The sequence below is a fragment of the Pseudoalteromonas sp. P1-7a genome (genome assembly GCF_001401855.1).
Lineage (GTDB): Bacteria > Pseudomonadota > Gammaproteobacteria > Enterobacterales > Alteromonadaceae > Pseudoalteromonas.
Map to the genome: position 1 here is coordinate 15,331 of NZ_LKDU01000039.1, position 18,306 is coordinate 33,636.

An 18,306-nucleotide genomic window follows, 5' to 3' on the forward strand; every position below is an offset into this window, starting at 1 on the left:
CGCTTATCTCCCGTTATTGTTAAAGCGATCGCTGTTAAAACGGTCGTTACCGCTGTTCACAGTGCTGTTACGTGATGTATTTACTTTGTTACGTAAATCTTGAATATCACTTGAGCTTGGTAAAGCTACACGTGTTGCAGTGCCTTGCTTTTCCATAATTTTATCAAGTGGTAAGTACATCATGTTGTTACCGCCTTTAACATCAACAATGACTTTAGAGCTACTACCTAGCACTTCTTCCATTGCATCAATGTATAAACGTTCACGCGTTACTTCTTTAGCTGCTTGATATTCAGGTAATAGCTTTTCAAAACGAGCCACTTCACCTTGCGCTTCAAGTGTAATGCGTTCTTGATAACCTTCTGCCTCTTGCGTCATACGTGTTACTTGACCACGCGCGCGCGGTTCAATTTCACGTGCATAAGCTTCGGCTTCACGGATAAAACGCTCTTCATCTTCTTGTGCGGCAATCGCGTCATCAAATGCATCTTTTACTTCAGTCGGCGGACGCGAATCTTTAAAGTTCACATCGGTCACAATTAAACCTAAGTTATACGGTTCGATGATTTTATTAAGCTCATCCCACGTATTTTGACGAACGACTTCACGGCCATTAGTCAGTACTTGGTCCATTTTTGCATGGCCAACAACGTAACGTAGTGCGCTATCAAGCGCCTCTTCTAAGCTATTATCAGCATTAGTTACGCTAAACTTATAAAGATACGGGTCAATAACACGGTATTGCACTTCAAACTCAACGCTTACTACGTTTTCATCTTCAGTAAGCATAAACCCAGATGCAGATAATGAACGCACAGCTTCAATATCTACCGGAATAACCGTTTCAATAAAGGTCATTTTCCAGCGTAAGCCTGGCTCTGCAATACGGTCATACTTACCAAATTGCAATACCACACCACGTTCGGCTTCTTTAACCGTATAAATACCACTTAACGCCCACACAATTGCGGCGATAATGAGGATAAATGAAATACCGGCTCCGCCAAGTCCACCGCCGCTATTATTGCCGGATTTTTTACCGCCAAATAAGCCGCCTAACTTGTTGCTAAACTTACGGAACACCTCGTCTAAATCAGGTGGGCCTTGATCACGTCCGCCTTTATTGTTCCACGGATCTTTGTCATTGCCATTATTACCCGGTTCATTCCAGGCCATAGCTATACTCCATTGTTATCTAAATAAATTAGGAAATTGTGTTAAATCTATCAAATCTACCGCGTTTCTCATACAAAAACCGACATTTATATACCAATTTTTAATCGCGATTGATAAAACCCTCAATTTCAGGACCAAACTCTTTAATTAATCGGCTCCACTCAACCATAGGTAAACGTACATCTAACAACCAGTTACCTTGCTCATCAAAGCGCTCTTCATGGACTGCACTTAAGCTAAATAAGGACGCTCTTAATCGGCCATATTGAGGAGCAAGTAATAACGTATCGCTAAACATTTTCTTAGCAAGCAGGTCACTTATTGCTTCGCTAAGTAGCTCACACCCTTCGCCGGTTTGTGCAGATAACCATACTCTTATAGGCTGCCCTTGGTCATCCCGATCAATTCGTGGGCTTACATCATCAAGTGCATCAATTTTGTTATATACTAATAGTTGCGGTACTTCATCGGCTTCAATCTCTTTTAAAACCGATTGTACTTCCTCTATGTTTTCACGTCTGCGCGGGTCTGCAACATCAATTACGTGTAATTGAAGGTCGGCTTCACGCGTTTCTGTTAGCGTTGCTTTAAAGGCTGCCACTAAGTCATGCGGCAAATGGCGAATAAATCCTACTGTATCGGCCAAAATAACCGAACCAACATCACCTATATCAAGTTTACGTAGTGTTGGGTCAAGCGTGGCAAAAAGCTGATCCGCTGCGTATACATCTGAGTCTGTTATACGGTTAAACAGGGTTGATTTACCCGCATTGGTATACCCTACAAGTGACACGGTAGGAATTTCGTTACGCGTACGCGCACGTCTACCTTGCTCACGTTGTACAGCCACTTTGGCTAATCGGGCACGAATATTTTTAATGCGCGCGCGCAATAAACGTCTATCGGTTTCAAGCTGTGTTTCGCCTGGGCCTCGTAAACCTATACCCCCTTTTTGGCGCTCAAGGTGAGTCCATCCTCGGATTAATCGAGTAGACATATGCCTAAGCTGAGCAAGCTCTACTTGTAGCTTACCTTCGTGGGTACGGGCTCTTTGGGCAAAAATATCAAGAATAAGTGTTGTTCTATCAAGTACACGACATTGGCAAACGCGCTCTAAATTACGTTCTTGAGACGGACTTAATTGATGATTAAAGATGACAACATCTGCATTGTGGATTTTGACAATCTCAGCTATTTCTTCTGCTTTACCGGTACCGACGAATAGTTTCGGATGTGGTGCTTGGCGGCTGCCTTGCACAACCGCCAAACTACTAACACCAGCAGAAGATACCAACAACTCTAATTCATGAAGATCTTCACGATCGCCATCTTTAGGTAAGTCGATATGAACTAAGACTGCCTGTTCGCCGGATTCATAGCGGTCAAACAAGCATTACGCTCCTAATTAAATATTTCCTGGTTCTTGCTCTTCAGTGTCATCGCTCCCTTGAACACCTTGGAAGTTGACTGCACGAGCAGGTACAACTGTTGAAATTGCGTGTTTATACACCATTTGGTTTACAGTGTTTTCAAGTAAAATAACGAATTGGTCAAATGACTGAATTTTACCTTGTAATTTTATGCCATTTACCAAAAAGATTGATACTGGAATGCGCTCACGACGTAGTGCATTCAAAAATGGGTCTTGTAACGATTGGCCTTTTGCCATGTTATTGTTCCTTCGTTCTAGGTGTTATTATAATTTAAGTAGCTGAACTTATTTAATTAAATAATTAGCAACTACTACTAGCTTAGCGAACTTACTACGCGTTGCAAGTTTTCTTCATCGCCTGTTGTTAACCACGTAACATCAGACCAACTCCGTAACCACGTTAGCTGGCGTTTTGCCAATTGACGCGTTGCAGCAATGCCGCGAAAAACCATCTCATCATGGTCTACTTCACCCGCAAGGTAATCCCACATTTGTCTATAACCTACACAACGAATAGAAGGCATATTGGGGTGTAAATCCTTACGTAGATATAGGGTCGAAACTTCTTTTTCAAACCCCTGCTCTATCATTATTTTAAACCTTTTTTCAATTCGCTGATGCAATTCACTGCGATCATCAGGCGCAATCGCAAATTGATGAAAAGTATAAGGTAACGTTGGCTGCTTTTGCTTTTGCAATTCCGTCATTGTTTTACCACTAATACGGTAAACTTCCAAAGCTCGATTTATTCTTTGTGAATCATTTTCACTTATTTTGTCGGCCGCTTGCGGATCAACTTTAGCAAGCTCTTGATGTAAGTGTGGCCAGCCAAATTGTTTTGCTTGCGCTTCAAGCTCTGCTCTTACTATTGGGCAAGCCTCTGGCAGTGGCGATAATCCATCAATTAAAGATTTAAAATACATCATGGTGCCGCCCACCAATATAGGTACTTTACCTTGTTGATGAAATTCATCAATTTTTTTTATCGCATCACGTCTAAAATCAGCAACTGAATAAGTTTCACTCGGATCGAGCAAATCTATTAGGTGATGCGGAGCACGCGCAAGTTCCTCTGCATCGGGCTTTGCCGTACCTATGTCCATACCTTTATACACTAACGCTGAATCAACGCTGATTATTTCCGTATTTAAGTGCTCACACAGTGAAATTGCCAATGCTGTTTTACCAGCTGCGGTTGGGCCCATTAAAAATATGACCGGTAAATTGCTCAACACGGGTACCTTAATTTAATTGCGTTAAATAGTGTTCTAGATCTATTTTAACTGCTTTTTCTTTTAAACGTTCAATTGTTTGCGGATTATTTTGTAAGCTAATTTGTAATTCAATAAACGCATTACTTTCATAAAAGCGTTCTGGTACGCAACTAAGTTGCCATGACAGCCATGCTTGTAAGTCCTCTAGCTGCGCTTTACATGCGCCAAGTAGGCTTTCAATTGCAGCAGAAACATCGAGTAAATATAAACAAGTCGGTAGCTTTTTAACCATCACAAACTGTTTTTCAATAACTAACTCAAAGCCCAATAAGGTAAACCACGACTGTTGCTGAGCGATTAGTTCACAGTCAGCTTTTTCAAGGTTAACCCTTACTGGTAATAACAAGGCTTTGCCCTCTAAATTACCCAGCTCTTTTATTTGGCCATGCCAATAATCTACAAGTGCATGCTTATAGTGCGCGCAAAATAATTGTCGCTGTTGAGTAAATACACACACACCTTTATTTACATTTAATACCTGCACACTTTTAAATGTGTGTGTAGCGCTCTCATCAGTTATCAGCTGCGAGGGTATACTATGATCAAAATGTGCTGCTTGTTGTTCACTTACCCCTTGATAAAATGCATTGACATCGTGATAACTTGAAGCACTTTGTTTAGACTGAGAAGCCCTCCCTGCACTGGCTCCGCCTGAGCCCATAAGATTAGAGGAAGGACGACTAGAAAAACCACTACTTTGTGAATCTATTGGCTGCAACGGTGACTTGGGGTAATCATACCCTTGCTGAACTGTCTGATTATTAGCTACATGACTTGGCTGCTCAATAAATGCTGAGGATTGGTAATCGTCTGTGGGCGCTTGATTAGTTGCGAATTCACCTTGTAAAGGCACAACTACTTGCTTAATCGCCTGCAATATAAAATCGTGCACTAACCGGCCTTGATGAAAACGCACCTCGTGCTTAGCGGGATGAACATTTACATCTACCTGTCGTGGGTCAATATCAATATAAATAACAAAACCAGGAAGCTCTTGCGCGCCACTTACTTCTTCAAACGCCTGACGAATAGCGTGTAAAATTAGCTTATCGCGCATCATGCGGTTATTTACATAGGTATATTGCGTGGTATTTGCTGACCCCACCGGTAATACCCAACCATGCAGCTGTAAACCACTTTCACCAGATTGAATATGTAATCCTTGCTCGGCAAACGCTTTACCTGCAACTTGCGCAACCCGAGTAATAGCTTGATCAGGATCGGTTTTAGCACGATACTGCCTAACCACCTTTTGGTTATGCGTCAGTGTAATCGACACATCAAAACGACTCAGTGCAATACGTTTTATCAGCTCATCTATATGGCTAAATTCGGTTTTTTCGGTGCGTAAAAACTTACGCCTTGCTGGGGTGTTAAAAAATAAATCTTTAACTTCTATTGTTGTGCCATCTGGGTGAGCTACGGGCTTTACTTGCACATCCATATCGCGGCCCTGTGCAAACGCTTGCCATGCGGCATCTTGTGCTTTGGGCTTTGAGCAAAGCGTTAAACGCGATACCGAACTAATAGAGGCAAGCGCTTCACCTCTAAAACCTAAAGAGCAAATGTTTTCTAAATCATCAAGCGATTTAAGTTTACTTGTTGCATGGCGTGAAAGCGCTAGCGTTAACTCATCTTTACCAATACCTGAGCCATTATCACGAATACGAATAAGCTTGTGACCACCACGCTCTATATCTATTTGCACACGCGTAGCGCCCGCATCTAAGCTATTTTCGACCAGTTCTTTAACCACTGAAGCTGGGCGTTCAACCACTTCACCTGCCGCTATTTGGTTAGCGAGTCGTGCAGGTAATATTTCAATACTCATAAGGCCCCTAATACGTGTACAGGTTTAATAAGCATCAACTCTGCGGTATGTCCAGCTCTTGACCTATGAACAAGGTGTTTGAGCGTAGTTGATTAACTTGTTTTAATTTGGCTACCGATACGCCATAGCGACTCGCTAATAAGCTTAGCGATTCACCTGGGCGAACTTTATGCTTTGTTGGATACTGCGATTTAAGCTTTGCAAATAACGAATCATCAGGTGGGTTTTTTAAGTAATAATTTTTTATAGACGTAAACATGGCTTTTGCTAAGCGTTCTTGGTGGTTAGCGCTTTTTAACATACGCTCTTCACGGGGATTAGAAATAAACCCTGTTTCTACCAAAATAGATGGAATATCTGGCGACTTTAATACAGCAAGACTTGCATGTTGTGGATCTTTTTTATGTAATTTGGCTACTTTTTTTAGCTCTTTGACCACTTCTTCGGCCACACTAAGCCCTGTTTTCATTGAGTGGTCCATCGACATATCAAGCAGGGCCTGCGCAAGGTATTTTTCGTTAGCGGCATCTTTAATTACATCGGCTGCACCACCTAAAAGCTCTGAGTGTTTTTCTTTATCTTCTATCCATTTACCAATCTCAGAATTAGCGCGACCCAGTGATAAAACCCACACCGAAGCACCGTTAGGCCCTGGGCTGGTAAAGGCATCGGCATGAATTGACACTAAAAAGTCGGCTTTTTTCTGGCGTGCTCGGCTGGTGCGGGTATTAAGCTTAACAAAGTAATCGCCACTTCTTACCATGCGCGAAATCATGCCACGTTCGCCGTCAATCATACGCTCTAAACGTTTAGCTATTTGCAACGTAATGGTTTTTTCATACGTGCCTGAGGGACCAATAGACCCTGGATCTTCTCCACCGTGGCCCGCATCAATTGCAATAACAATATCACGCTCTTGGCTTAACTGGCGCTTTTTAGCTGCTTTTTGGGCAGGTGTAGTGCTTACTGCGGGTTCACTTTTATTATATAAATCCACAACTAGCCTGTTTTTGTACGGGCCAGTAGGTGCCAGCGCGAAAATAACCGGCTTAATAGGCGCAGTTAGCTCAAAAACAAAACGTACGCTTTGCTTATTTTTAGGCTTAGAGTAACGTAATTTGCTAACAATTTTATGCTTAGAAGGAATATTCGGTAATACTTTTAACCCTTTGGTGTTTACAAGGTCTACCACTAAACGGCTTGGGTTTTTAAGCATAAAGTAGCTGAAATCGGGCTTGTCATCTAAATCAAATACCACCCGAGTGCTATCTGGTGAGGGCCATACCCGTACACTATTAATTGTATTTTGTGCCCACAGCGGCAGGCTCATAGCGAAAGCTATGAAACAAATAAAAAGTTTAACTACACCTCGATTCATTTTAACTACCATTGCCTTAACTATTTATTGTTATGAAAGTGAATACATTGATCCACTATTAATTTATTCACCAAGGTTTAGGCTATTGAGTTTTTCAACAATTGCTACTCCACGCTCACTAGCACTGTTTATTGCAATTTTACGCTCATCACCAACATAACTTAAGGTAATATCTAAATCGGGAACGGGTATAAAGTCGCCGCCTTTTTCTGGCCACTCTACAACACAAATAGCCTGCTCAGAAAAGTAATCTCTTATACCCATGTATTCAAGTTCTTCAGGATCGCCTAACCGGTACAAGTCAAAGTGATACACATTTGCACGTACCAGTTCGTATGGCTCTACCAGCGTGTAAGTTGGGCTTTTAACCTTACCTGAGTGTCCAAAGCCTTGAACTACACCACGCGTAAATGTTGTTTTACCTGCACCTAAATCACCGTGCAAATAGATCACTGCACCTTGCTCTATAATAGCAGCCAGTTTGTTACCCATAGCTACTGTGGCAGTTTCATTATGTAGGTGAGCTTTAAAACTACGCGTCATGGTTACCTCAAAAATTTACTAAAAGCGCATCTTTGCTAATCATACCAGAATATTTCTTGAAGGCGATAAATTGGCGTTTTAGGCATAAAAAAACCGGCCTAAGCCGGTTTTAATTAACTGTGGCTTTATAGCCCTAGTTTTTTCTCAAGGTAGTGAATATTTGTACCACCACTTTGGAAGTTTTCGTCTGCGAGAATTTTCTTATGTAATGGCGTATTTGTCTTAATGCCATCGATAACCAATTCGTTCAACGCATTACGAGCACGGGCAATTGCTACATCACGGTTTTCACCGTAAGTAATAAGTTTACCAACCATCGAATCGTAATGTGGAGGCACTGTATAGTCAGCATAAATATGGCTATCCCAACGAATGCCTAAGCCACCTGCAGGGTGAAAACGCGTAATTTTACCAGGCGACGGGATAAACGTTTCAGGATCTTCTGCGTTAATACGACACTCAATTGCATGCCCGCGGATAACTACGTCATCTTGCGTGAAAGACAGCGGTTGCCCTGCAGCAATTTTTAGCTGCTCTTTTATTAAGTCAACACCGCTTACCATTTCTGTCACTGGGTGCTCAACTTGAATACGCGTGTTCATTTCAATGAAGTAAAATTCGCCGTTTTCGTATAAAAACTCAAACGTACCCGCACCACGGTAACCAATTTCGATACATGCACGTGTACAGCGCTCACCAATAAATTTACGCACTTCTGCCGTTATACCTGGCGCAGGCGCTTCTTCAACTACTTTTTGGTGGCGACGTTGCATAGAACAGTCACGCTCACCTAAATGGACAGCATTACCTTGTCCATCTGCAAGTACCTGAATTTCAATATGGCGAGGGTTTTCAAGGAATTTTTCCATGTAAACCATGCTATTACCAAAGAACTGTTTTGCTTCTTGTTGAGTAAGCGCGATTGAATCAATCAATTCAGCTTCGCTACGTACTACACGCATACCACGGCCACCACCGCCACCAGCGGCTTTAATAATTACCGGGTAACCAATGCGCTTAGCTATTTGCATGTTGCGTTCTTTGTCATCCGATACTGGACCATCAGAACCAGGTACACAAGGTACACCGGCTTTGCGCATTGCATTGATTGCCGATACTTTATCGCCCATAAGACGAATAGTGTCGCCTTTTGGACCAATAAATACAAAACCACTTTGCTCAACTTGGTCTGCAAAATCTGCATTTTCTGAAAGAAAACCATATCCTGGGTGAATAGCTACAGCGTCTGTTACTTCAGCAGCCGCAATAATACGCGGGATATCTAAGTAACTTTCAGAGGCTGGAGGTCTACCGATACAAATGGTTTCATCTGCAAGTAATACGTGCTTAAGATCGCGATCCGCCGTTGAATGCACAGCAACCGTTTTGATCCCAAGCTCTTTGCAGGCGCGCAATACGCGAAGTGCTATTTCACCTCGGTTTGCAATGACTACTTTATCTAACATAAGAGTTGGCCTTTAGGTTACTAAATTATTCAATGATGAATAGAGGTTGATCAAATTCTACTGGTTCGCCATTTTCAACTAAAATAGCTGTCACTGTACCGGCTTTATCTGACTCAATTTGGTTCATCATTTTCATTGCTTCAACGATACATAATGTATCACCTACTTTTACCTGAGAACCTACTTCTACGTATGCTGGCGCTTCTGGCGAAGCCGCTGAGTAAAATGAACCAACCATAGGTGATTTAACTTGATGGCCTGCAGGCGCTGCAGGTGTAGCATCGGCTTCAACGGCTGGCGCAGCTGGAGCTTGTGTTGGTGCAGCAGGCGCTGGAGCAGCAAATTGCTGTGGTGCGTACTGAGCGTAAGCAGGACCTGCGCTCATGTTGTTACGGTTAATACGTACTGACTCTTCACCTTCAGTGATTTCTAGCTCAGCAATGCCTGATTCTTCTACTAATTCGATTAGCTTTTTGATCTTGCGAATATCCATGAACGACCCGCCTATAAGTTTGTTAGTTTAAATTAATTCGAGTTTTGCAACCGGCTCACGGCAGCATTCAATGCTGCGTGGTAACCCATTGCACCTAATCCACATACCACACCTTGCGCCACATCAGAAAAATACGAATGATGACGAAATGCTTCACGTGCATGCACATTACTTAAGTGCACCTCAAAAAAAGGAATATCAACGCTTAACAATGCATCACGTAAAGCGACGCTAGTGTGCGTAAATGCAGCAGGATTAATAATTATGTAATCAACTGCCTGCCAAGCATCGTGTATTCTTTCAATAAGGGCTTGCTCACTATTACTTTGAAAATGCGTAAGCTGAACATCTAGACCCTCTGCGGCAGTCGTTAGTTCGCTCATAATTTCACCAAGAGTGTGCAAACCGTATTTTTCTGGCTCACGCTTTCCTAGCATGTTTAAATTTGGACCATTTATAACTAAAAGTTTAAATTTTGCAGCCATAATACGCGATATATCCTCTAAGTAATGAGTAAAGCCGTTGCGAGCTAATTTTGTACACTAAAGTAAGTATAAAAAACAAAAATTGCAACAAATTCTCACGTTAGCCAACTATTATAGTCAGTTCGATGTAAATAGCAGCAAAATACTGGTCTAATCTCTGGAGGTGTAATAAATATGACGTAATTGGAGGCAAGCCACTTGGTAAGCCCAAGCGGCTAAATTGCACTATTATTGTGCGCTGGCGCGCACTGCAGCTAGGTGGGTGGCAAAATCATCGGCGTTTAAAAATCCTGTAACGCGCTTTGAACTTAGCTCCTGCCCTTGTGTGTTAAAAAACAAAATACTGGGTAAACCAAACACAGTAAACTCTTCCATTAGCTCAATGGTGGTGTCATCACTTTGTGTTAAATCGATTTGAATTAACTGATAGTAACTAAACTCACTCTGCACGTTAGGATCAGGGAATGTGTAATGCTCAAACTCTTTACATGCCACACACCAATCGGCGTATAAATCAACCATCACCAGTTTACCTTGCTGATTTGCCTCAGCAACGGCCTTTTTTAACTCGGTTAAATTAGCCACTTGTTTAAACTCATTACTTTGCTGACTAACCTGCTCAATCTGTTGCACTGGCCAAATAACATTTTTAGCTAACGTAAAACCGGTAACTACTAAAAATGTAGCACTAAACCAAAGCGTGGTTTTAAGTTTGCTTTGTGGCTGTGCACTTTGCCAATAGTGTAAGTAAACGGCCGTTGCCAGAGCTAAAATACCCGCCAAAAGTAAAATAATGTCCGCACTAATTATGCGCTCTAATAAAATAAGCGGCACTACAAGCATAATAAAGCCAAATAATGTTTTAACTTGCTCCATCCAACCGCCCGCTTTAGGAAGCAACTTTCCTCCAGACGTACCAAGTAATAAAAGCGGTAGGCCCATTCCTAAACTTAATACGTACAGGGTTAAACCACCGACAAGGTAATCACCACTTTGGGCTACAAATAACAGCGCAGCTGATAACGGTGCTGTGGTACAAGGTGATGCAATTAACCCCGACAATACCCCCATTAAAAACACACCAAGGTAATTGCCGCCTTTTTGGTTATTACTAACTTGCGTTAGCTTGCTCATCATGGCGCTGGGTAACTTGATTTCGTACCAGCCAAACATCGACATTGCGAGCAATACAAACAGTAAACTAAAACTAATAAGTACATAAGGGTGTTGTAAGTACCCCTGCACTTGCCCGCCTAAAGCCGCCACTACTAACCCTAATGCAGCATAAGTAAGCGCCATACCTTGTATATATACAAACGACAGCGCAAACGCTTTTTTAGTAGATAGATTTTGCTGTCCCGCAATTAAGCTCGATAAAATAGGAAACATAGGGAACACACACGGTGTAAACGCAAGCCCCACCCCAACAGCAAAAAATATAAGTAAATTGGTTATTAAACTTTGACTTGCTAATCGCTCTGTAAAGCCTAATTCTTGAGTGGGTGTGTTATTTTGGTTACGTGATGAGTCTACAGAAGGGGTTAATGCGCTTAATGTATCACCGGTATTAGCAGACGGCTTGTTACCTTGCGCTTGTTCTGAGGCAATAACGCTTAAAGGAATGCTAATCACCTCTGGCGGGTAACACAGCCCTGCTTTGGCACAGCCCTGATAACGCACCTTTACAACAGCACCCTCTGTAACATTACTGAGCTTACTTATAACACTTACACTATTGAAAAAAACTTCGGTTTTGCCAAAAAACTCGTCTTCAATTATTTCGCCAGTACCGGCGTCGCCTACCTTTATGTTGGCACCTTTGGCGATAATTTCTATTTTCTTTTTATAAAGGTAATAGTCAGGGGCTATATCCCACCCCACAAATAAAGTGCTACCTTGCTGATCAAAATCAAATACAAACGCTTGGTCTACGGGTAAAAAGGTTTGCTGTGGCGGGGCAAGTAAATCACCTAGCACATTATTGGTGTTTGCCTTTACCGGAAGCGCCAGCAAGCTAACCAATAATAAAAAGAAAAACCGCATTAATTTAATACCTCATCCATCCAATGAAAATAAGCCAAATTACCGGTGGCCACATCAACCACCTGAATTTCGGGTACTTCGTAACTATGTAAACCTTTAATGGTTTCAAAAACATCATTCATTTTTTCTGATTTTGTTTTAATCAGTAGTTTTGCTTCTATCTCTTCAGCCACATCGCCTTCCCACATATAAACTGAGGTCATATTTGGTAAAATATTTACACACGCCGCTAATTTTTGCGCTACAAGTGCTTTTGCTAAAGTGCGCGCTTCAGCCTCATCTTTGCACGTGGTAAATATCAATTTAAATTGCGTAGTCATAATTAACCTTTACTAATTTATAGGGAACTAATGCAATAGTATCTGATAGCTAATGTAATGTGTAGGCGATGAATAATTGTAGATATTAAGCAATTATTAATCACTTTAAGCTCAACCTTGAAAATAGACCCTTTCACCCTCACTTATATTTCATTCACTCTTTTGAGTGCCATTATTTAGAGAGCCCTATGTTTAGATTTTTATTTGTGTTGTTTATTATCATTCCTATCATCGAAATTGCGCTACTAATACAGGTTAGCGATGTAATTGGTGGGTTTGCGACTATAGCCCTAGTGATTATTACGGCTATTTTGGGCGCCAGAATGGTTAAACAACAAGGTATGGGTGCATTACAAAATGCACAAAGCCAAATGGCCCAAGGGCAAATGCCAGCTAAAGAATTATTTACCGGTATTTGCGTGATCATTGCGGGTGTTTTATTACTAACCCCAGGCATTATGACCGATGTATTCGGCCTACTATTATTAACCCCTTCAATACGCAATAAACTGGCTGCAGGCCTTGCAAGTCAGGCAACGGTGCGTATGAGCACAGGTGCACAACAAGGCACTTCAGCCTTTACACAACACCCACACTCGCAGCAAGAACAACAGCATGTAAATAAACCAACGACCATTGATGGCGAATATGAGAGAAAAGATTAAAAATTTATCGATTTTTCTCTTGGAATTTTACACTCTACCCCCATTAATGAATGCAAATTAGAAAAGCTTTTTTCTGTACTGTTCAGAAACTGTTAGGAGAACTAAAAAAATGAACATTCGTCCTTTACAAGATCGCGTAATCGTTAAGCGTCTAGAAGAAGAAACCAAGTCTGCTGGCGGTATTGTATTAACTGGCTCTGCAGCTGAAAAATCAACTCGCGGAGAAGTTATTGCTGTTGGCAATGGTCGCGTTCTAGATAACGGTGACGTTAGAGCTTTAGAAGTAAAAGCCGGTGACACTGTGTTATTTGGCTCATATGTTGAAAAAACTGAAAAGATCGAAGGTCAAGAGTACCTGATCATGCGTGAAGACAACATTTTAGGCATTGTAGGCTAACCCTACTTTTCGTTTAACAAACATTTAAGAATTTAGAGGAAATTAAAGATGGCAGCAAAAGAAGTACTTTTTGCAGGTGACGCACGCGCTAAAATGCTAACAGGCGTAAACATCCTAGCAAACGCAGTAAAAGTGACCTTAGGTCCTAAAGGCCGTAACGTAGTACTAGATAAATCATTTGGCTCTCCAGTGATCACCAAAGATGGTGTATCTGTAGCAAAAGAAATCGAACTTGAAGACAAGTTTGAAAACATGGGTGCACAAATGGTGAAAGAAGTTGCATCTAAAGCAAATGATGCAGCGGGTGACGGTACCACTACCGCAACTGTACTTGCACAATCTATTGTAAACGAAGGGCTTAAAGCGGTTGCAGCGGGTATGAACCCAATGGATCTTAAACGCGGTATTGATAAAGCAATTATCGCTGCAGTAGAAGAGCTTAAAGCGCTATCTGTACCATGTGCTGATACTAAAGCAATTGCACAAGTAGGTACTATTTCAGCTAACTCTGACAAAGAAATTGGCGAAATCATTGCTAACGCAATGGAAAAAGTAGGCCGTAACACAGGTGTTATTACTGTTGAAGAAGGTCAATCATTAGAGAACGAACTAGATGTTGTAGAAGGCATGCAGTTTGACCGTGGTTACCTATCTCCGTACTTTATCAACAACGCTGAAAAAGGCGCAGTTGAATTAGATAACCCATTCATTCTACTTGTAGATAAAAAAGTATCTAACATCCGTGAGCTACTACCTACATTAGAAGCCGTTGCTAAAGCAAGCAAGCCACTACTAATCATTGCTGAAGACCTAGAAGGCGAAGCACTTGCAACACTTGTAGTTAACAACATGCGCGGTATTGTTAAAGTATCAGCAGTTAAAGCGCCTGGTTTTGGCGACCGTCGTAAAGCTATGCTACAAGATATTGCCGTACTAACTGGCGGTACTGTTATCTCTGAAGAAATTGGTTTAGAGCTTGAAAAAGCAACTATCGAAGACCTAGGTACTGCTAAGCGCGTAGTTATCACCAAAGATGATACAACTATCATTGATGGCGCAGGTGAAGAAGATGGCATTAACGGCCGTGTTGCACAAATCAAAGCGCAAATTGAAGAAGCAACATCTGACTACGATAAAGAAAAACTACAAGAGCGTATGGCTAAACTTGCCGGCGGTGTTGCAGTAATTAAAGTAGGCGCAGCGACTGAAATTGAAATGAAAGAGAAAAAAGACCGTGTTGAAGATGCATTACATGCAACTCGTGCAGCGGTTGAAGAAGGCGTAGTACCTGGTGGTGGTGTTGCTCTAGTACGTGCTGCTAGCAAGCTAGTTGAGCTACTTGGCGACAATGAAGACCAAAACCACGGTATTAAAGTTGCACTTCGTGCAATGGAAGCACCACTTCGTCAAATCGTAACAAATGCAGGCGACGAAGCGTCAGTAGTAATAAACGCTGTTAAAGGTGGTGAAGGTAACTACGGTTACAACGCAGCCTCTGGCGAATATAACGATATGCTTGAAATGGGTATCCTAGATCCAACGAAAGTAACGCGCTCTGCACTACAATTTGCAGGTTCGATTGCGGGTCTAATGATCACTACCGAAGCAATGGTTGCTGAAATCCCTAAAGAAGAAGCTGCAGCTGCCCCTGATATGGGTGGCATGGGCGGAATGGGTGGTATGGGCGGCATGATGTAATCATCCTCCTTTAGGCACCTTGCTTATATAAAAACCCAGCTTCGGCTGGGTTTTTGTTTTTTAGTACAAGCCTATTGTTATTGCTTAATTTACCTCCACATCTATACCATGAGTTATTGGATTAAAGGTAAAAGGATTTGCTTAATAATAATTAAATAATCACCTTCTTTGTTTTGGTACTACTTATCTCAGGGTTAGTGGTATTTATTGCCTGGATTATGCTTAAGCCCGTTATATGGGGCAAGAGCATGTCTAAAGGAGCGTATTTATTTTTAGCGCTTTTTCCACTAATTTCACTTATGCCTATTCCACCCCCTACTTATGAGAATGTTCAAAAGGCCAAGCAAGAGCAGCGTAAACGCAAAGAGGACTCAGGTGACGACCCTACTAATGAAGATGAGTAAACCAGTTTAGCTGCGTAAATTAAAACACTTTTTAAGGATGCTTTAAGCATGCTCTAAGGTTTAAAATCGAGTGAAGCCTTATATTGCTAGCCCTATATGCAAAGCCAATGTATAACGTATATCTCCTCTTAAAATAAGCTTTAATAAACATTTACCTAAACTATTCAACCCTGTATTGATATGTGAAAATACACCGACATAAAACAACTTTAGGTTTTTAAGTTATGCCAAAGCAACATATAGGTAGTATTGCTCTTGTTGTAAAAGACTATGACGAAGCAATCGCATTTTATACAAAAAAGTTAAGCTTTGAATTAGTGGAAGATACGGATTTAGGTGATGGTAAACGCTGGGTGTTAATAACCCCACCCAACTCAAACGGCACACACATATTACTTGCACAAGCCACAGAGCCAGAGCAGTTTAACGCTGTTGGCAATCAAGCAGGTGGCCGCGTATGGCTATTTTTAAATACTGACAACTTTTGGCGCGATTACGAAAGCATGCTAGAAAATGGCGTAGTATTTCATGAGCAGCCTCGTAATGAGCCTTACGGTACGGTGGCCGTGTTTGAAGATCTTTATGGTAACAAATGGGATCTTATTCAACAGAGCTAAATACTTAGTTGATTAACGACCTGACTATTTGAAATAAATCCGAGGGTAGCATGCCGCGCTGCCCTTGCTCTTCAGCCGCAACCTCACCAGCTCGAGCATGGAGAGTTACCCCGTATCGTGCTGCTTCGTCGATACTAAGACCTTGAGCAAGCAATGCACCGATAATACCTGTCAGTACGTCGCCACTCCCTCCCACGGCAAGTGCTGCATTGCCATTTTCACACACCCAAGTGCTTTTACCATTATCAATTAAAGATCCAGCACCTTTTAATATGCAAGTAGCGTTATACCGTTTTGCGCATAATCGCACGCTATCAAACCTATTTGACTCTATTTCAGAGGTATTTTTGCTAATGAGCCTAGCCGCCTCACCAGGATGCGGAGTAAGAACACATTGAGCCAATGTATAAGCACTTGCATTTTCAGCTAATAAATTAAGTGCATCAGCATCAAGTACAAGCGGCATATTGTGCTCTTGGCAATAGTGCATTACTGTGCAAAACGTTTTTTTAGCCCATTCATCCTGCCCAAGTCCAGGACCAAGTACAACACAAGTTGCCCACTCTAAAGCCTGCTCAAGGTTTTCACTCATGACCATTAATTCTGGCCTACCGATACTTATTGGCATAATAGAGCTTTGGTGCGTATACACCTTCACCATCCCCGCTCCTGCTCGAAGCGCAGCTTCACTGCTTAGTCTGATTGCTCCCGCAGTACCTTGGTTGCCCCCTACGCATAATAACTTGCCATGATTGCCCTTATGGCTATTTAAAGCCCGAGAGCCCAAGCGATTAAAGCTGTCTATATTTATTAAATGAGCACAAGGTGAAGCGAGCTGACTAAAAGTATCTTCAATTGCTAATTCATCGAGAATCAACTCACCGGCATGTTGTTTACCTGTCCCTGTAGAAAGGCCTTGTTTAATCGCAATAAAAGTAAGCGTTTTTGTAGCTTGAATAGCTGCGCCTAATACTTCACCTGTATTTGCATCAATCCCTGAGGGAACATCGATACTTAAAACAGGCTTTTCGCTTTGGTTGATGGCAGTAATAATCTCACAATATTTTTCACGAACAGGTGAATTAAGGCCAGTACCCAGTAATCCATCTATTACACAGTCGCAGCAATCTAAGTCACTCTTAGTAAACTCGTTAACTATGCCACCATTATCAAGCCATAGCTGCTTTGCTTTAGCAGCGTCACCACTGAGTGTTTTTGCAGGATCTATAGCGCAAACTTTAACCTCTGCACCCGAGTCCTTAATTAAACGCGCGGCTATGTAAGCATCACCCGCATTATTGCCATTACCTGCAATAATTAAAGTGAGCTTAGCGTTAAAAGACTGCCACTGCTTGTATACGGACTCCCCCGCTCGCTGCATTAAAGTAAATAAATCTATTCCACATTGCTTAGCCGCCTCTCCCTCATAGGAGCGAACCTGCTCTTTCGTGTAAATATGCCTTTGTTTATTTAACATAGAAACTCGCCATAAATAAGTGTGTAGATCTTCTATAACTATAGCTTGGGATAAAAGAGCACTTTTCAATAGTAGATTTAGCGTGCTAAACAGCATTGAAACTAAAATTGAAGGCTTTATTACCAAGAGTTCGAGTTCTGTAGTGGTTTTTTTCGCGGGTTTCGTGATACCCAACCCACGCTACAGAGACAGGTGGGTAATGTGTAAAGGCATATATTGCACTTTTCTGGAGACGCAAAAAAGCCGCTTCATTTCTGAAGCGGCTTTCTCGTATCTGGAGCCTGGCGATGTCGTGGTGCCGATAGCAGTGGAGAGTCACTAACAGATGCTGCCTATCATCGCTTAATGTGTTGGATAACCAAAACACGGTTCACAAAGAGGCGCTGCGCTTAGGAGACGCTACGCTTTAGAGAAGAACATGCTGAATATTTCTTTTCTTATATTGGGAGCATGGCAATGTCCTGGTGCCCACAGCGATGAAGAGACACATAGCAAAGTACTCTTAATGTTTTTTAATAGGATTCACTGGGCACTGAGGTGGTCGTCGCGTTCTTTTACCCGTGGGTTTCATGATACTCAACCCACGCTACAAAGTACTGCTTGACGC

At 41.9% G+C, this 18,306-nt stretch carries 18 protein-coding genes; 5 read left to right on the forward strand and 13 right to left on the reverse strand.

Annotation, left to right across the window (positions count from 1 at the left end):
* Window positions 1-3: 3 nt before the first annotated feature.
* The 12 genes from hflK to cutA form a co-directional block, all read right to left on the reverse strand.
* Window positions 4-1,176 (reverse strand): FtsH protease activity modulator HflK, encoded by a 1,173-nt coding sequence (hflK, locus tag AN389_RS17765; protein ID WP_055014663.1) that lies wholly within the window; start codon window positions 1,174-1,176, stop codon window positions 4-6.
* Window positions 1,177-1,276: 100 nt separating this feature from the next.
* Window positions 1,277-2,566, reverse strand: coding sequence for a ribosome rescue GTPase HflX (gene hflX / locus AN389_RS17770; RefSeq protein WP_055014662.1), 1,290 nt, complete (start codon window positions 2,564-2,566; stop codon window positions 1,277-1,279).
* 15 nt (window positions 2,567-2,581) lie between these two features.
* A complete protein-coding gene (hfq, locus tag AN389_RS17775; RefSeq protein WP_004587665.1) occupies window positions 2,582-2,845 on the reverse strand; it encodes an RNA chaperone Hfq in 264 nt (87 codons plus the stop codon).
* Window positions 2,846-2,922: 77 nt separating this feature from the next.
* The gene (gene miaA, locus AN389_RS17780; RefSeq protein ID WP_082422697.1) at window positions 2,923-3,840 is read right to left on the reverse strand and encodes a tRNA (adenosine(37)-N6)-dimethylallyltransferase MiaA; all 918 of its coding nucleotides are present in this window, start codon (window positions 3,838-3,840) and stop codon (window positions 2,923-2,925) included.
* Window positions 3,841-3,850: 10 nt separating this feature from the next.
* The gene (gene mutL / locus AN389_RS17785; protein ID WP_055017950.1) at window positions 3,851-5,713 is read right to left on the reverse strand and encodes a DNA mismatch repair endonuclease MutL; all 1,863 of its coding nucleotides are present in this window, start codon (window positions 5,711-5,713) and stop codon (window positions 3,851-3,853) included.
* A gap of 34 nt (window positions 5,714-5,747) precedes the next feature.
* Window positions 5,748-7,091: an N-acetylmuramoyl-L-alanine amidase gene (locus AN389_RS17790; protein ID WP_055014659.1), complete on the reverse strand. Its 1,344-nt coding sequence runs from the start codon at window positions 7,089-7,091 to the stop codon at window positions 5,748-5,750.
* Window positions 7,092-7,154: 63 nt separating this feature from the next.
* Entirely contained in the window at window positions 7,155-7,634 is a 480-nt protein-coding gene (tsaE, locus tag AN389_RS17795; RefSeq protein ID WP_055014658.1) for a tRNA (adenosine(37)-N6)-threonylcarbamoyltransferase complex ATPase subunit type 1 TsaE, read from the reverse strand.
* 125 nt (window positions 7,635-7,759) lie between these two features.
* Entirely contained in the window at window positions 7,760-9,100 is a 1,341-nt protein-coding gene (gene accC, locus AN389_RS17800; protein ID WP_055014657.1) for an acetyl-CoA carboxylase biotin carboxylase subunit, read from the reverse strand.
* Window positions 9,101-9,125: 25 nt separating this feature from the next.
* On the reverse strand, window positions 9,126-9,593 hold the full coding sequence (gene accB, locus AN389_RS17805) for an acetyl-CoA carboxylase biotin carboxyl carrier protein (RefSeq protein ID WP_055014656.1): 468 nt from the start codon (window positions 9,591-9,593) through the stop codon (window positions 9,126-9,128).
* Window positions 9,594-9,625: 32 nt separating this feature from the next.
* Complete coding sequence (gene aroQ, locus AN389_RS17810; protein ID WP_024031479.1) at window positions 9,626-10,078, reverse strand: type II 3-dehydroquinate dehydratase; 453 nt, start codon at window positions 10,076-10,078, stop codon at window positions 9,626-9,628.
* Between the two features lie 228 nt (window positions 10,079-10,306).
* The gene (locus AN389_RS17815) at window positions 10,307-12,121 is read right to left on the reverse strand and encodes a protein-disulfide reductase DsbD (protein WP_055014655.1); all 1,815 of its coding nucleotides are present in this window, start codon (window positions 12,119-12,121) and stop codon (window positions 10,307-10,309) included.
* The gene (gene cutA / locus AN389_RS17820) at window positions 12,121-12,441 is read right to left on the reverse strand and encodes a divalent-cation tolerance protein CutA (protein ID WP_055014654.1); all 321 of its coding nucleotides are present in this window, start codon (window positions 12,439-12,441) and stop codon (window positions 12,121-12,123) included. Before cutA ends, AN389_RS17815 begins: the two co-directional genes overlap by 1 nt.
* Before the next feature lie 188 nt (window positions 12,442-12,629).
* On the opposite strand from cutA, the gene AN389_RS17825 reads away from it, so the two are divergent.
* From AN389_RS17825 to AN389_RS17845, 5 genes are all read left to right on the forward strand, one after another.
* Window positions 12,630-13,106, forward strand: coding sequence for an FxsA family protein (locus AN389_RS17825; protein ID WP_055014653.1), 477 nt, complete (start codon window positions 12,630-12,632; stop codon window positions 13,104-13,106).
* Window positions 13,107-13,215: 109 nt separating this feature from the next.
* The gene (locus AN389_RS17830) at window positions 13,216-13,503 is read left to right on the forward strand and encodes a co-chaperone GroES (protein WP_004587676.1); all 288 of its coding nucleotides are present in this window, start codon (window positions 13,216-13,218) and stop codon (window positions 13,501-13,503) included.
* A gap of 48 nt (window positions 13,504-13,551) precedes the next feature.
* Window positions 13,552-15,201: a chaperonin GroEL gene (gene groL / locus AN389_RS17835; RefSeq protein WP_055014652.1), complete on the forward strand. Its 1,650-nt coding sequence runs from the start codon at window positions 13,552-13,554 to the stop codon at window positions 15,199-15,201.
* Window positions 15,202-15,449: 248 nt separating this feature from the next.
* Window positions 15,450-15,605 (forward strand): hypothetical protein, encoded by a 156-nt coding sequence (locus AN389_RS17840; protein ID WP_200909032.1) that lies wholly within the window; start codon window positions 15,450-15,452, stop codon window positions 15,603-15,605.
* 224 nt (window positions 15,606-15,829) lie between these two features.
* Window positions 15,830-16,222: a VOC family protein gene (locus AN389_RS17845; RefSeq protein ID WP_004587679.1), complete on the forward strand. Its 393-nt coding sequence runs from the start codon at window positions 15,830-15,832 to the stop codon at window positions 16,220-16,222.
* 4 nt (window positions 16,223-16,226) lie between these two features.
* Here AN389_RS17845 and AN389_RS17850 read toward each other — a convergent pair whose 3' ends face one another.
* Window positions 16,227-17,699 (reverse strand): bifunctional ADP-dependent NAD(P)H-hydrate dehydratase/NAD(P)H-hydrate epimerase, encoded by a 1,473-nt coding sequence (locus AN389_RS17850; RefSeq protein WP_055014651.1) that lies wholly within the window; start codon window positions 17,697-17,699, stop codon window positions 16,227-16,229.
* Between the last annotated feature and the right edge of the window lie 607 nt (window positions 17,700-18,306).

Bases quoted from the DNA above. Each gene is read 5' to 3' on its own strand.
- AN389_RS17845 (WP_004587679.1), top strand. From the start codon at position 15,830: ATGCCAAAGCAACATATAGGTAGTATTGCTCTTGTTGTAAAAGACTAT.
- cutA (WP_055014654.1), bottom strand. From the start codon at position 12,441: ATGACTACGCAATTTAAATTGATATTTACCACGTGCAAAGATGAGGCT.
- AN389_RS17830 (WP_004587676.1), top strand. From the start codon at position 13,216: ATGAACATTCGTCCTTTACAAGATCGCGTAATCGTTAAGCGTCTAGAA.
- tsaE (WP_055014658.1), bottom strand. From the start codon at position 7,634: ATGACGCGTAGTTTTAAAGCTCACCTACATAATGAAACTGCCACAGTA.
- AN389_RS17790 (WP_055014659.1), bottom strand. From the start codon at position 7,091: ATGAATCGAGGTGTAGTTAAACTTTTTATTTGTTTCATAGCTTTCGCT.
- hfq (WP_004587665.1), bottom strand. From the start codon at position 2,845: ATGGCAAAAGGCCAATCGTTACAAGACCCATTTTTGAATGCACTACGT.
- AN389_RS17850 (WP_055014651.1), bottom strand. From the start codon at position 17,699: ATGTTAAATAAACAAAGGCATATTTACACGAAAGAGCAGGTTCGCTCC.
- accC (WP_055014657.1), bottom strand. From the start codon at position 9,100: ATGTTAGATAAAGTAGTCATTGCAAACCGAGGTGAAATAGCACTTCGC.
- mutL (WP_055017950.1), bottom strand. From the start codon at position 5,713: ATGAGTATTGAAATATTACCTGCACGACTCGCTAACCAAATAGCGGCA.
- hflK (WP_055014663.1), bottom strand. From the start codon at position 1,176: ATGGCCTGGAATGAACCGGGTAATAATGGCAATGACAAAGATCCGTGG.
- AN389_RS17815 (WP_055014655.1), bottom strand. From the start codon at position 12,121: ATGCGGTTTTTCTTTTTATTATTGGTTAGCTTGCTGGCGCTTCCGGTA.
- groL (WP_055014652.1), top strand. From the start codon at position 13,552: ATGGCAGCAAAAGAAGTACTTTTTGCAGGTGACGCACGCGCTAAAATG.
- aroQ (WP_024031479.1), bottom strand. From the start codon at position 10,078: ATGGCTGCAAAATTTAAACTTTTAGTTATAAATGGTCCAAATTTAAAC.
- AN389_RS17840 (WP_200909032.1), top strand. From the start codon at position 15,450: ATGTCTAAAGGAGCGTATTTATTTTTAGCGCTTTTTCCACTAATTTCA.
- accB (WP_055014656.1), bottom strand. From the start codon at position 9,593: ATGGATATTCGCAAGATCAAAAAGCTAATCGAATTAGTAGAAGAATCA.
- AN389_RS17825 (WP_055014653.1), top strand. From the start codon at position 12,630: ATGTTTAGATTTTTATTTGTGTTGTTTATTATCATTCCTATCATCGAA.